10 protein-coding genes are annotated in these 13,743 nt (G+C 67.3%); 5 read left to right on the plus strand and 5 right to left on the minus strand.

Features of this window, described 5'->3' with window-relative positions; genetic code table 11:
* Window positions 1-3 precede the first annotated feature (3 nt).
* The 5 genes from GTP90_RS17445 to GTP90_RS17465 form a co-directional block, all read right to left on the minus strand.
* Window positions 4-2,118, minus strand: a complete 2,115-nt coding sequence (locus GTP90_RS17445; protein ID WP_371875074.1) for a tetratricopeptide repeat-containing diguanylate cyclase — start codon at window positions 2,116-2,118, stop codon at window positions 4-6.
* Between the two features lie 101 nt (window positions 2,119-2,219).
* Window positions 2,220-4,367 carry a tetratricopeptide repeat-containing diguanylate cyclase gene (locus tag GTP90_RS17450; RefSeq protein WP_254451912.1) on the minus strand — a complete coding sequence of 716 codons (2,148 nt, stop codon included), beginning with the start codon at window positions 4,365-4,367 and terminating at the stop codon, window positions 2,220-2,222.
* Between the two features lie 192 nt (window positions 4,368-4,559).
* A complete protein-coding gene (locus GTP90_RS17455) occupies window positions 4,560-6,362 on the minus strand; it encodes an ABC transporter ATP-binding protein (RefSeq protein ID WP_161084748.1) in 1,803 nt (600 codons plus the stop codon).
* Window positions 6,352-8,106 (minus strand): ABC transporter transmembrane domain-containing protein, encoded by a 1,755-nt coding sequence (locus tag GTP90_RS17460; RefSeq protein WP_161084749.1) that lies wholly within the window; start codon window positions 8,104-8,106, stop codon window positions 6,352-6,354. The genes GTP90_RS17455 and GTP90_RS17460 overlap by 11 nt, the downstream gene beginning before the upstream one ends.
* A gap of 77 nt (window positions 8,107-8,183) precedes the next feature.
* Complete coding sequence (locus GTP90_RS17465; RefSeq protein ID WP_161084750.1) at window positions 8,184-8,918, minus strand: phasin family protein; 735 nt, start codon at window positions 8,916-8,918, stop codon at window positions 8,184-8,186.
* A gap of 258 nt (window positions 8,919-9,176) precedes the next feature.
* Between GTP90_RS17465 and GTP90_RS17470 the strand changes: the two genes are divergently transcribed.
* From GTP90_RS17470 to GTP90_RS17490, 5 genes are all read left to right on the plus strand, one after another.
* Window positions 9,177-9,428, plus strand: coding sequence for a DUF2164 domain-containing protein (locus GTP90_RS17470; RefSeq protein ID WP_161084751.1), 252 nt, complete (start codon window positions 9,177-9,179; stop codon window positions 9,426-9,428).
* A gap of 25 nt (window positions 9,429-9,453) precedes the next feature.
* A complete protein-coding gene (locus tag GTP90_RS17475; protein ID WP_161084775.1) occupies window positions 9,454-10,728 on the plus strand; it encodes an amidohydrolase family protein in 1,275 nt (424 codons plus the stop codon).
* A gap of 62 nt (window positions 10,729-10,790) precedes the next feature.
* Window positions 10,791-11,312, plus strand: a complete 522-nt coding sequence (locus GTP90_RS17480; RefSeq protein ID WP_161084752.1) for a GNAT family N-acetyltransferase — start codon at window positions 10,791-10,793, stop codon at window positions 11,310-11,312.
* Window positions 11,309-11,824, plus strand: coding sequence for a GNAT family N-acetyltransferase (locus GTP90_RS17485; RefSeq protein WP_161084753.1), 516 nt, complete (start codon window positions 11,309-11,311; stop codon window positions 11,822-11,824). Before GTP90_RS17480 ends, GTP90_RS17485 begins: the two co-directional genes overlap by 4 nt.
* A gap of 215 nt (window positions 11,825-12,039) precedes the next feature.
* Window positions 12,040-13,674 (plus strand): methyl-accepting chemotaxis protein, encoded by a 1,635-nt coding sequence (locus GTP90_RS17490; protein WP_161084754.1) that lies wholly within the window; start codon window positions 12,040-12,042, stop codon window positions 13,672-13,674.
* The last annotated feature ends 69 nt before the right edge of the window (window positions 13,675-13,743 follow it).

Consider the following 13,743-nt stretch of genomic DNA (forward strand, 5'->3'; position numbering starts at 1 on the left):
AGCTCAGCGGCCGTTCTTCTGCGCCGCCTGCTTGAGCGGCACCACGTTGTGATGTTCCGACGGCGATGGCGACGGCGTGTCCGGCTCGCCGCCCAGCACCACGCTCAGGTCCACATAGCCGGCCCGCCAGGCGCTCTCCAGATCCTGCTCGATCGCCTCCATCGTGGTCAGGTGGAAGTTTTCGAAGCCGCGCACGCCGTAGGCGCGGTTGCGGCCGTGCGACTTGGCCAGGTACAGCGCCATGTCGACCAGGTTGACCGCACGCTCCCACGGCAGCGGCGCGCCGTCCGGCGCCAGCGGATACGGCGAGAAGCCCACCGACACGTTCACCGAAATCTCGTGTTCCTGATAGCGGATGGCCTGCGATGAAATCCCGACCAGGATGCGGTGCGCGATCTCGTCGACGCCGTGGCGCGGGATCGCCGGCAGGAAGGCCAGGAACTCCTCGCCGCCCCAGCGCACGATCATGTCGGTCTCGCGCAGCACCACGCGCAGGTTCTCGGCGATCATCCGCAGCACGGCGTCGCCGGCCGCGTGGCCGTAGCGGTCGTTGATATGCTTGAAGTGGTCGACGTCCAGCAGGAACAGGGCGCCGACGATGTCGTCGCCGTGCGGCGCGCCTTGCGCCGCCTGCGATGCGCCGGGCGCGCGCGGGTCCGGCAGGGCGCGCATGTAGTCCTGGAAGTGGCGGCGGTTGTACAGCGCGGTGAGCGGGTCCAGCGTCGATTGCGCCTTGAGCTCGATGTTCTTCACCTCCAGCCGGGCGTTGGCGTGACGCACCTTGCGGTACAACAGCCCCACCACGCCCGAGGCCAGCGCGCACGCCAGCGCCACCAGCCACCACACGCGCTGCTCCAGCCGGCGGTTCTCCAGCTCCGCGCCCTTGACCTGGCTTTCGCGCCGCAGCAGCTCGATCTGGCGCTGCTTCTTCTCGGTCTCGTACTTCTGCTGCAGCTCCAGCATGGACTTGCGGCGCTGGGTTTCCTCCATCTCGTCCGACAGCTTGCGCTCGCGGTGATAGGCCTGCACCGCGCCCGCCATGTCGCCCGCCTGTTCCAGCGCCTGGCCGTATTCCATCAACGCTTCCTGCAGGTCGGCGTTGCGGCCGCTCTGGTCGAGCGAGGCCAGGCCGGCCTCATAAAACTTCCTGCCCTCGGCGACGCGCCGCATGCCCAGGTAGGCGTGGCCGAGGTTCATGCGCGACTTCGCCATGCCCCGCACGGACTGGCGGTCGGTCGCCTCCCGCAGGGCTTCGGATGCGTAGTGCGCGGCCTGCGCGTAGTCGTGCTGTTTCAGGTACAGGTCGGAGATGTTGACCTGCATGGCGATCAGCATGCGCCGCTCGCCCAGCTTGCGCAGCAGCGCCAGGTTGTCCAGCAGCGCCTGCAGCGCGCGCTGCGGCTGGCCGAAGCGGTTGGCCACCTCGTATTCCATGAACTTGGCGTCGATCGCCAGCGACGGCGCCGGCTGCGCCGCCACCGCTTTTTCCATCTCGGCCAGCGCGGCGTAGGCCTGCTCGCGCTCGCCGGTGCGCACGTGGAGATGGATCAATTGCTGCAGCGCGTTGGGCAGCAGGACCGGGACGTCCCTGGCCTGGCGCGCCAGCTGGACCGCCGCCTGCAGCTGGTCCAGCGCGGTCAGGAAATTGCCCTGCGCCGTGCTCAGCGAACCGGCGGTGGTCGCGGCCCGCGCCTGCGCGGCCTTGTCGCCGGTGGTGTAGGCCAGCTTTTCCGCCTGCAGCGCCAGCGCGTACGCCTCGTTGGCATGGTCGCTGGCGGCCAGCGCGATCGCCCGCGCCCGCATGCCCAGGGCGACGATGGCGTCGTCGTGCTGCGCGCGGCCCAGGGCGGTGAGCTCGGCCGCGGTGGCCAGCGCCGCGTCATACCGGCGCAGATAGCTTTGCGTGGCGCTGACCTGCACCAGCCGTTCGGCACGGGTCCGGGCCGGCGCGGCCGCCATCTGCGCTTGCAGTTCGAGCAGTTGGGCCAGGGCCTTGTCGGGATCGAGGTTGCTTTGCTCCTGCAACTGCGCGATGCGCTGGTCGAGCTCGGACAGCGCCAGCGCCGCTCCCGGCGCCAGCGCGAGCAGCAGGGCGGCGCACCGCAGCCGCGCCCGCACCCCTGTCCACCTGTTCCCTGACTTGATCACCGCCTGCCGCCCCTCGCTTTGAAATTTTCCAGAAAACCCAGCTTACTATATCTGAGTTGAAATTTGGAAAGTCAAAGAGGTGTGGTTTTCGCCGGCTCCTGCGGCGCGCGCTTGAGCGGGACCACGTTGTTGTGCTCGGCCAGCCGCTGCTCCTGCTCGCTGCCGAACACCACGCTCAGGTCGACGAAGCCGGCCCGCCACGCGCCTTCCAGGTCCTGTTCGATCTGCTCCATCGAGGTGTGCTGGAAGTTGTTGAAGCCGCGCACGCCGTAGGCGCGGTTGCGGCCGTGGGCCTTGGCCAGGTACAGCGCCATGTCGATCAGGTTGACCGCGCGCTCCCACGGCAGCGCCTCGTTGGCCGGCGCCAGCGGGAACGGCGAGAAGCCGACCGACACGTTCACCGAAATCTGCTGCTCCTGGTAGCGGATCACCTGCGACGAGATGCCCGACAGGATGCGGCGCGCCACCTCGTCGATGCCGTGGCGCGGCAGCGCCGGCAGGAAGGCCAGGAACTCCTCGCCGCCCCAGCGCACGATCATGTCGGTCTCGCGCAGCACCACGCGCAGGTTCTCGGCGATCATCCGCAGCACGGCGTCGCCGGCCGCGTGGCCGTAGCGGTCGTTGATGTGCTTGAAGTGGTCGACGTCCAGCAGGAACAGCGCGCCGACCACGTCGTCGCCGTGCGGGGTGCGCTTGTCCGGCAGCGGCTGGCCGGCGGACAGCCGCTCGCGCATGAAGTCCTGGAAGTGGCGCCGGTTGTACAGCAAGGTCAGCGGATCGAGGGTGGACTGCGCCTTGAGCTCCAGGTTCTTCACCTCCAGCTGGGCGTTGGCGTGCCGCACCTTGCGGTACAACAGCCCGACCACCATCGACGCCAGCGCGAACACCAGGGCCAGCAGCCACCACACGCGCTGCTGCAGGCGGCGGTTGTCGATCTCGGCGCCCTTGACCTGGTTCTCCTGGCTCAGCAGCTGGATCTGGCGCTGCTTTTTTTCGGTCTCGTATTTTTCCTGCAGCTCCAGCATCGCCTGCCGGCGCTGCTTCTCGAACAGCTCGTTCGACAGCGCGCGCTCGCGGTGGTAGGCCGCCACCGCGCCCCCCAGGTCGCCCACCCGCTCCAGCGCTTCGCCATATTCGCGCAGGGCGGCCTGCAGGTCGGGCTTGTTGTTCTCCTGCTCGTAGCGCGCCATGCCGGCCTCGTACTGCTTCTTGCCCTCGGCGACGCGGCCCATGCCCAGGTAGGCCTGGCCCAGGTTGACGCGCGCGGTGGCCTCCACCGACTTGTCGTTGGTCAGCTGGGTCGAGCGCAGCGATTCGTTCGCGTATTGGGCCGCGCGCGGGTAGTCGTGCTCCTTCAGGTAGCTGTCGGACAGGTTGACCAGGGTCACGCCTATCATGCGCTCGGCGCCCAGCTTGCGCTCCAGGTCCAGGCTTTGCAGCAGCGCGCGCAGCGCGCGCTTGGGCTGGCCCGAGTCGATGGCCAGGCCGTACTCGGTGTTCTTGGCGATCGCCATGCGGCCCGGCGAGCGCAGCTTCTCGGTCTCGGTCAGCAGCTCTTCCAGCGCGGCCGAGGCCTTGTCGTATTCCTTCATCTGCGTGTACAGCGTGACCAGCGCGTTGAGCGCGCCGACCAGCATCACCGGATCGTCGTTCACCTGGCGCGCCATGTCGACGCCGTTCTGCAGCTTGGCCAGCGCGGCCGGGAAGTCGCCCATCTCGGCATAGGTCTGGCCGACCGTGATCGCGACCTGTGAGCGCAAGGCCAGGTTGCTGCTGGTGGCGGCGGTCTTCTCGGCGTCGAAGGACAGCTGGTGCGAGGCCTCGACCTCGGCGCGGTCGAACAGCACATAGCCCTTGGCCATCTGGCCCTTGGCGATGATGGCGTTGTCGCGCAGCGACTTGCCGTAGGCGATCAGCTGGTCGGCCGCGGCCAGGGCGGCGTCGCTGTGGCCGGCGCGCATGTTCGCCACGCTCAGCTGGTTGAGCAGCTCGGCCTGGGTGGCCGGCGGCGCGTTGGCCGCCTCGGCCTGCAGCTTGAGCAGCTGCGTCAAGGCCTTGTCCGGCACGAAGCGGCTTTGTTCGCGCACTTCGATGATGCGGTCATACAGCGAGGCCGGCTCGGCGTGCGGCGCCGCCGGCGTCAGGGCGAGTGCCGCGGCGGCCGCGAGGGCACGCGGTCCCGCGCGGACTAGCCACCAGCCATTTCTGATACCCGCCAACTGACGCTCCCGGTTGTCCATTGCACGTGCAAAGTGTCTAGACAATTATATTCTTGTTGCAGACGAGAAAGCCCGTGAAACCGTGATTTTTCACCCGGAAATGCACACTATTCGTGGCGGAAATAGCAAGAAAATGGCCGATCTTGCCAGTTGAATAGCAATGTTTTTTACAAAGTTGTCAGAACATGAAAGCTAGGCGGCCAGCTGCTGCAGCAGGTAGAGGCGCTGGTACAGGCCGCCGTCTATCTGCATCAGCTGCTCGTGCGGGCCGGTCTCGGCGATGCGGCCGTGGTTGAGCACGATGATGCGGTCGGCGTCGCGGATGGTCGACAGCCGGTGCGCGATGGCGATCACCGTCACCGTGCCGCGCAGTTCGTCGAGCGCGGTCTGCACGATCTGCTCGGTCTGCGAATCGATGTGCGAGGTGGCCTCGTCCAGCAGCAGGATGCGCGGCGCGCCGGCCAGCGCGCGGGCGATGGCGATCAGCTGCTTCTGGCCGACCGACAGCCGCGAGCCGCCTTCGCCCAGCGGCGTGTCGTAGCCCTGGTCCAGCGCGGCGATGAAGTCGTGCGCGTGGGCGGCGCGCGCGGCGGCCTCGATCTGCGCCTGCGTCAGGCCGCGGCCCATGTCGATGTTCTCGCGCGCCGAGGCGGCCAGCAGGAAGGGGTCTTGCGGCACCAGGCCGACGTCGGCGCGGAAGCGCTCGTTGGCGATGGCGTCCAGCGGCATGCCGTGGATGGCGATGCTGCCCTGGCGCACCGGATAAAAGCGCAGCAGCAGCGACAGCAACGTGGACTTGCCGCTGCCGGTGTGGCCGACGATGCCGACGAAGGCGCCCTGCGGGATCTCCAGCGACAGGTCGTGCAGCACCGGATGGCCTTCGTTGTAGGCAAAGCTCAGGTGGCGGATGGCGACCGCCGGCGCGTTGGCGTCGTTGGCGGCGGTGCGCGCGGTGGCCAGGCCGGCGTCGTGGCCGTGGCTGGCGTGCTCGGTGGCGGTGGCCTCGTCCAGCAGCGTGGCCACGCGCGCGGTGGCCACCACCGATTGCTGCAGCTGGCTGAATTGCATGGTGATCTGGATCAGCGGCTCGATCACGCGCGCCAGGTAGCTGATGAAGGCGTACAGCACGCCCACTTCGGCGGCGGTCATGGCGCGCTGGCCGAACAGGTAGATCACCGCCGCCAGCAGGATGATGTTGAACAGGTCCAGCGCCGGCCGCAGCAGCCAGGCGTTGGCGCGCAGCTCGGCCAGGCGGGCGGTGTAGTGGTCCTGGTTGGTGGCGGCGAAGCGCTGGCCGAAGCGCGCCTCGGCGTTGTTCGCCTGCAGCACGCTCATGCCGCCGATCGATTCGGCCATCTGGCCGTTGATGTCGCTGCGCAGCGCGCGGGCGCGCGTGACCGCCGGCGCGCTCCAGCGCTGGTACAGCCAGACGATCAGCAGCACCGCCGGCAGCAGCGCCAGCACGATCAGCATCAGGTGCCAGTCCAGCCAGGCCATGGCCGCCACCGTGCCGACCAGCACGATGGTCGAGTCCAGCATCACGAACAGCACCTGGATGTACAGCGTCTTGACGGCCTCGGTGTCGTTGGTCACGCGCGAGACCAGCTGGCCGGTGATGGCGCGGTCGAAGAAGGCCATCGGCAGCAGCAGCACATGGGTGTAGACCATCTCGCGCAGCCGCATCACCGAGCGCATCGCCAGGCCGGACAGGCGCACCAGCTGCAGGTAGCGCAGGCCGCTGGCGATCCAGCCGGTCAGCACCATGCCGGCCAGCAGGCCGGCCATGCGCGGCCAGTCCAGGTGGTGCGGCAGCAGGTGCTCGTCGATCAGCGCCTTGCCCATGATGGGGCCGGACACTTCCAGCAGCGCGGCCAGCACCAGCCACAGCACGGCCCAGCCCAGGTGGTGCTGGTCGGGCAGGGCGGCCCGGCGCAGCAGGGAGAACGCCTGCCAGGTCTGGCGGCGCGCGGAGGTGGGTTCGGGCTTAAAGGGCATTGAGGCTGGCTTCCAATTGTTGATAGCGCCACTGGCTGGCGTACCAGCCGTCCTGCTCCAGCAGTTGTTCGTGGCTGCCGGTTTCGCTGACGCGGCCGTCGCGCAGCACGACGATCAGGTCGGCGTTGACCACCGCGCTCAGGCGGTGGCTGGCGATGACGGCGCTGCGGCCGTGGCGCGCCTGGCGCAGCTCTTCCAGGTGGCGCAGGATGCGCGTCTCGGTGCCGGTGTCGACGGCGGAGAGGGCGTCGTCGAGCAGCAGCAGGTCGTTATCGGCCAGCAGCGCGCGGGCGATGGCGACGCGCTGGCGCTGGCCGCCGGACAGCGTGATGCCTTTCTCGCCCACCTCGGTCTCGTATCCTTGCGGGAACTGCAGGATGTCGTCGTGGATGGCGGCCAGCGTGGCCGCGTGCTCGACCTGCGCGCGCGTGGCGCCGGGTCGCGCCAGCGCGATGTTGTCGGCGATCGAGGCGGAGAACAGGAACGATTCCTGCGGCACCCAGCTGATGGCGGCGCGCAGCGCGTGCAGCTTGTATTCGTCCAGTGCGTGGCCGCTCCAGCGCACGCTGCCCGATTGCGGCGTCAGCTGGCGCAGCAGCACCCGCAGCAGGGTCGACTTGCCGCAGCCGGTGGGGCCGACCAGGCCGAGCGTCTGGCCCGGCTTGAGTTCGAGCGTGATGCCGCCCAGCGCCGGCGCGCCCTGCTCGGGGTAGGCGTACGTGACGTTGTGCAGCGACAGCGGGCCGGGCGCGACGGCGGTGAGCGTGCCGTGGTCGTCGATGGCCAGCGGCGCGTCCAGCATCGGATGCAGGCGCTGCCAGGCGGCGCGGCCGCGCTCGATCAGCGACAGCACCCAGCCGGCCGCGAACATCGGCCAGATCAGCTGGCCGAGGTACATGGTGAAGCTGGTCAGCGCGCCGATGGTCAGCTGGTTTTGCCAGACCAGGTAGCCGCCCAGGCCCAGCGTCAGGCCGCCGGCCGCGGTCAGCGTCAGGCCGACCGCCGGTTCGTAGGCCGCCTCCCACACCTGCGCGCGCAGGCTGGCGTCGGACGCCTTTTGCGCCAGCTCGCCGAACTGGCGCGCGCTGCGCTGCTCCAGGCCCAGCGCGCGCAAGGTGCGCACGCCGGACAGGGTTTCCTGCACATGGTCGTTGAGGGCGCTGAAGCGCTTGAGCGAATCGGTGGAGGCGGTGTGGATGTGGCCGGAGATGTACCAGAACGCCCATCCCATCAGCGGGAACGGCAGCAGCGCGATGCAGGCCAGGCGCCAGTCGACGCCGAGCAGCATCACGCCCAGCACCATCACCAGTGTCAGCGCGCCGTCGAAGCCGGCCAGCATGGCTTCGCCGGCGGCCATCTCGATGGCGTCGATATCGTTGGTGGCCAGCGCCATCAGGTCGCCGGTGCGCTGGCGCTGGTAGAACGCGGCGCCCTGCACGGTGAGGCGGTTGTACAGGCGGGTGCGCAGCGACACGCCGAGCTGGTAGGCGGCGCCGTACAGGATCTGGCGCCAGGCCACGCGCAGGAAATAGATGCCGGCGCCGATCAGCAGCAGCGCGCCGATCTCCATCAGCAGCGCGTTGCCGCCGAGGGTGTGGGCGGCCAGGCCGTCGATCATGGCGCCGACCTTGCGCGGCACCCAGATGGTGAGGATGGCCACGCCGGCCAGCATGGCGCCGGACAGGGCGTAGGCACGGCTGTGCTGGCGGACAAAGCCGCCGATCAGCACGGAAAGTTTAGACATGTTGCCTCGGATTAGCGCGTAGTCCGCTAGGATACAACATGCCCGCCGGACGTGCCCGGCGCCAACGCGGCGCTAGCTTACTTCTTGGATTTGCTGCTGCTCAGCATGTCGAGCTGCTTGCTGCTGGGTTTGACCTTGGGCGCCGGCACGGACTTCAGTTCCGGCTTGCTGTCGACGGCGGCGGCCACCGGTTTTTCAGGCGGCGCCGGGAACGAGCGCTTGACGGCGGCCTTGACTTCCTCCGGCGCCGGCGCTTCCTCGGCGGCTTTGGGCTTGACCGGCGCCTTGGCCGCCTTGGCTTCCGGCGCGGCGACCGGCTCGTTGGCCGGCGCCGCCGTTGCTGCGACCACCGGCGGCGCCACCACGACCGGCGCGGCAGCCACTGCCACCGGGGTGACTGGCGCTGCGGCTACCGGCGCGGGCGCGGCCGCCTTGACGCCGGCCTTCAGCGCGGTGACCGGCGCGGCGGCCAGGTCGGAGACTTGCTTGATGGTGGACTGCGCGCTCTGGATCAACTCGTTCTGGACGCCGGAAGCGATGCTGTACAGTTCACGGCCATAGGCCAGCAGGTTGTCGAAGCTGGCCGGTTCGGCGGCGCTCAGGCTGAAGAATTCGCGCGGGTCCTTGGCGCCGAGCAGTTTTTTTGCCGCTGCCGACGATTTTTCCACCGAAGCCTTGGTGGTGCTGATGTTCAGCGCGATGACCTTTTCCGCGCTCTCGACGGCGGTGCTGGCAAACGTGTTGAAGATCTTGAATTGGGCTTCCAACTGGGACTTCGTAGCTGCGGAAAACTGTTCGGTGATCGAAGACATGGTTTCTCCTGAGACGATTAGAATGTCGGTCAAGCTGCGCACGCGGGGTGCATTATGATGCATTGCAATATGCCCATTCTAGCGGCGAAAGCCGGGCTTGGAAAGTTATTTTATCTGCCATGTCGCAAAGCCCACAACAAGGAAACATGCCGCATGGACACTACCCGCACGGATGTTGATCTACCGCAATGCAGACAGGAAAAAAGTCTGGATTACTGCGCTGCAACAAGTTATCGAATTCAATGAAAAAGGAAACGCATGGCCATCAAACTGAACAAGGAAGTCGAGCAACGCCTGCTGGGTTCCATCCAGCGCTACTGCGCCGAGAACATGGACGAGGAGGTGGGCGAGCTGAAGGCGCGCCTGCTGCTCGATTATTGTTTGCGCGAAATCGGCCCGTCTGTCTACAATCAGGCCATCCTCGACGCCCAGGCGGCGATGCAGGAAAAGATCGCGGAGATCGAAACGGTCTGCTACGAGTCGGAATTTTCATACTGGACAAAAAAATAAACCGGGAGCGCGGATGGATGCGGTGATCGAGACGGTAATACGGAACGCCAGCCTGGCCGATGGACAACGGGGCGTGGACGTCGCCATCGAACACGGCCGCATCACCGCCGTGGGTCCGGCGCTGCCGCTCAAGGGCGCGCAGGAAATCGACGCCGGCGGCGACCTGCTCAGCGCGCCGTTTGTCGATGCCCACTTCCACATGGACGCCACGCTCAGCTATGGCCTGCCGCGCGTGAACGCCTCCGGCACCTTGCTTGAAGGCATAGCGCTGTGGGGCGAGCTCAAGCCCGAGCTGACCCAGCAGGCGCTGGTCGGGCGCGCGCTGCAGTATTGCGACTGGGCCGCCGCGCGCGGCCTGCTGGCGATCCGCACCCACGTCGACATCTGCGACGACCGCCTGCTGGCGGTGGAGGCGCTGCTGGAGGTCAAGCGCCTGGTCGCGCCCTATCTGGACATGCAGCTGGTGGCCTTCCCGCAGGACGGCGTGCTGCGCAGCCCGACCGCGCTGGCCAACCTCAAGCGCGCGGTCGGCATGGGCGTGGACGTGGTGGGCGGCATCCCGCACTTCGAGCGCACCATGGCCGACGGCGCCGAGTCGGTGCGCATCCTGTGCGAGTTCGCCGCCGAGCAGGGCCTGATGGTGGACATGCATTGCGACGAGTCGGACGATCCGATGTCGCGCCACATCGAAACGCTGGCCTACCACAGCAACCGCCTCGGCCTGCACGGCCGCGTGGCCGGCTCGCACCTGACGTCCATGCATTCGATGGACAACTATTATGTGAGCAAGCTGCTGCCGCTGATCCGCGAGGCGGGCGTGGCGGCCATCGCCAATCCGCTGATCAACATCACGCTGCAGGGCCGCCACGACAGCTATCCGAAGCGGCGCGGCATGACGCGGGTGCCGGAGATGCTGGCCGCCGGCATCGAGGTCGCGTTCGGCCACGACTGCGTGATGGACCCGTGGTACAGCCTGGGCTCGGGCGACATGCTGGAGGTGGCGCACATGGGCCTGCACGTGGCGCAGATGACCGGGCAGGACGCCATGCGCGCCTGCTACCAGGCGGTGACGGCGGCGCCGGCCCGCATCCTCGGCCTGCGCGACTACGGCGTGGCGGTGGGCTGCCACGCCGACCTGGTGCTGCTGGACGCGGCCGATCCGGTGGAGGCGATCCGCCTGCGCGCGGCGCGCCGCCTGGTGATGCGGCGCGGCAAGGTCATTGCCGAGGCGCCGCGCGCGCAGGCGCGCCTGAGCTTGCCGGGCCGGCCGGCCACGGTGGACTTCCGCCTGGGGCGCTGAGGCTGGACTTGCCATCGGAAATACCTGACAATCAAACACTGTTTAATCCGCCTGGAGCCGACTTGAAAGAAATCGCCATCCGTCCCGCCTCGGAAGCCGACTTCGGCGCCATGTGGGAAATCTTCCAGGAACTGATCGCCACCGGCGACACCTATTATTTCGCCGCCGACACCAGCCGCGAGGATTGCCATGCGTACTGGTTCGGTCCCGGCGTGCAATCGTATGTGGCGGTCCTGAACGGCGAACGGCTGGTCGGCATGTACCGCCTGATCGCCAACCAGCGCGACCGCGGCGCGCACGTGGCCAACGCCTCCTTCATGGTCAGCCCGGCGGCGCAGGGCGTCGGCGTCGGCAAGCTGCTGGGCGGCGACTGCCTGGACCGCGCCCGCGCGCAAGGCTACCTGGCGATGCAGTTCAACTACGTGGTCAGCTCCAACGTGCCCGCCGTGCTGCTGTGGAAGAAGCTGGGCTTCACCATCGTCGGCACGCTGCCGCGCGCCTACTATCACGCCCATCTCGGCTATGTCGACGTGTACGTCATGTACCAGTTGCTGGACGATCCTTCTCATTGGCCCGATGCATGAAGATACTGGAAACCGAACGCCTCAGCCTGCGCACCATCACCGTCGATGACGCGCATTTTTACTTTGACCTGGTCAACGATCCGACCTGGCTGGAGTTTATCGGCGACAAGGGCATCCGCAGCATCGACGATGCGCGCAAGGCCATCATCGAAGGGCCGCGCGCGATGCAGGAGCAGCGGGGCCATTCGCTGTACGTGATGGAGCGCAAGAGCGACGGCGCGCCGCTGGGCTTGTGCGGCCTGATCAAGCGCGACGGCCTGGATGACGTCGACATCGGCTACGCGATCCGCCCGGCCTGGTTCGGCCAGGGCTACACCTACGAGGCGGCGGTGGCCGTGGTGGCCTACGCGCGCGACCGGCTGCGCATGAAGCGCCTGCTGGGCCTGACCGATCCGGGCAACTTCAATTCGATCCGGCTGCTGCAAAAGCTGGGGCTGGAGTTTGTCGAGCTGCGCAAGCTGCCGCCGCATGAGCGTCCTACCAATATTTACCGCATCGAGTTGCAGGACTGATTACTTGATCTGTTGCAACGGCGGGAATTCGATAGCTTTTTGAGAGGGGTGGCTTGGATTTTCTGGCGCGTGGGCGCATGATGGATTTTAAGAACTAAAGGTTGCCTGGTCCCCAAAAAACGGCGGCAATTCAAAAAATATAAGTCACACATTCGCGGCGGCCACACCGTCGCGCGGGTCTTGTACGGGTTGAATGTTTACCGAAGGGGATACTAATGAAACTCGCCAACCTGAACATAGGCGTGCGGCTGGGTTTGCTGGGCGGCTTCTTCTTTGTCTCGCTGCTGGTGGTCGCCACCGGCGGCTGGCGTGCGCTGGATTCCAGCAACGCGGCCAATGCGGTCGCCATGCAACGCATGCAAGCGCTGACGCAGGCTGTCGACATGGCGCGCAGCGCCCAGGTCGAATTCAAGATCCAGGTCCAGGAGTGGAAGAACACCCTGCTGCGCGGCAACGATCCTGCCAACTTCGACAAGTACAGCAAGGCCTTCGTCAAGGGCGGCGAAACCACGCGCGGCGAATTGCAGAAGCTGAACGCGCTGTTGGCCAGGCTGGACCTGAAAACGCCGCTGATGGACGAGGCGATCGCTACCCAGAACGAGCTGGTGAAGCGCTATATGGGGGCCTTGGAAAAATACGATCCCGCCAGCCAGGACAGTGCCCACGTGGTCGACGCGCTGGTGAAGGGCATGGACCGCGAGCCGACCAAGAAGATCGATGACATCGTCGCCTTCATCGGCAAGGAATCGCAGCGCATGATCGTCGAGATGGAGGCCGAGAACCAGGCAGAGCATGCACGGGCGATGCTGGCCATGGGCGTCACGCTGCTGGTCACGCTGGTGGTCGGCTGCGTCACGGTGCTGTGGCTGATCAAGAGCATCACGGTGCCGCTGCACGAGGCGGTCAGCATGGCGGAGACCGTGGCCTCGGGCGATCTGAGCAGCGAGGTGCACGTCCGCAGTACCGACGAGATCGGGGTCTTGCTTGGCGCGCTCAAGCGCATGCAGGGCAACCTGAGCCACATCGTCGGCCAGGTGCGCGTCGGCACCGACGCCATCCACGGCGCGGCGGTGGACATCGCCGCCGGCAATCTCGATCTGTCGGGCCGCACCGAGGAGCAGGCCAGTTCGCTGGAGGAAACCGCGGCCGCCATGGTGCAACTGACCACCACCGTGCAGCAGAACAATGCCAATGCGGCCGAGGCTTGCAAGCTGGCCGACACCGCCTCCAGCGTGGCGGCCAAGGGCGGCGACGCGGTCGAGCAGATGGTGCGGACCATGGGGTCGATCAACGAATCGTCGCGCAAGATTGTCGACATCATCGGCGTGATCGACGGCATCGCGTTCCAGACCAACATCCTGGCGCTGAACGCGGCGGTGGAAGCCGCGCGCGCGGGCGAGCAGGGACGCGGCTTCGCCGTGGTCGCCTCCGAGGTGCGCAACCTGGCCCAGCGTTCGGCGGCGGCCGCCAAGGAAATCAAGGAACTGATCGGCGATTCGGTGGGGCGGGTGGAGGCCGGCAGCCGGCTGGTTGGCCAGGCCGGCGAGACCATGGGCGAGGTGGTGGCCAGCGTGCAGCGCGTGACCGCCATCATCGGCGAGATCTCGGTCGCCAGCGTCGAGCAGCGCGACGGCATCGAACAGATCAGCATCGCCATCAGCCAGATGGACAGCGTGACCCAGCAGAACGCCGCGCTGGTGGAAGAGGCCGCTGCGGCGGCCGACGCGCTGGAGCAGCAGGCGGCCGGGCTGGCGGCGGCGGTAAGCGTGTTCAAGCTGCAGGGGCAACGGCATGCGCCCCACGCGCCGGCAGCCCCGCGGCGCAGGTTGCAGGTGGCCGGAGCGGCGTGATTGCGGTGCGTCTTTTGATGCCGCTCAAATACGGGCGCGAACACGCTTGGAACTGCTGATCTATTGAGT

The organism is Duganella vulcania, assembly GCF_009857655.1.
Lineage (GTDB): Bacteria > Pseudomonadota > Gammaproteobacteria > Burkholderiales > Burkholderiaceae_D > Rugamonas > Rugamonas vulcania.

What these genes read in the sequence shown, in the direction of transcription:
- GTP90_RS17490 (WP_161084754.1), top strand. Translation starts at nt 12,040, where the DNA reads ATGAAACTCGCCAACCTGAACATAGGCGTGCGGCTGGGTTTGCTGGGC.
- GTP90_RS17470 (WP_161084751.1), top strand. Translation starts at nt 9,177, where the DNA reads ATGGCCATCAAACTGAACAAGGAAGTCGAGCAACGCCTGCTGGGTTCC.
- GTP90_RS17465 (WP_161084750.1), bottom strand. Translation starts at nt 8,918, where the DNA reads ATGTCTTCGATCACCGAACAGTTTTCCGCAGCTACGAAGTCCCAGTTG.
- GTP90_RS17460 (WP_161084749.1), bottom strand. Translation starts at nt 8,106, where the DNA reads ATGTCTAAACTTTCCGTGCTGATCGGCGGCTTTGTCCGCCAGCACAGC.
- GTP90_RS17485 (WP_161084753.1), top strand. Translation starts at nt 11,309, where the DNA reads ATGAAGATACTGGAAACCGAACGCCTCAGCCTGCGCACCATCACCGTC.
- GTP90_RS17455 (WP_161084748.1), bottom strand. Translation starts at nt 6,362, where the DNA reads ATGCCCTTTAAGCCCGAACCCACCTCCGCGCGCCGCCAGACCTGGCAG.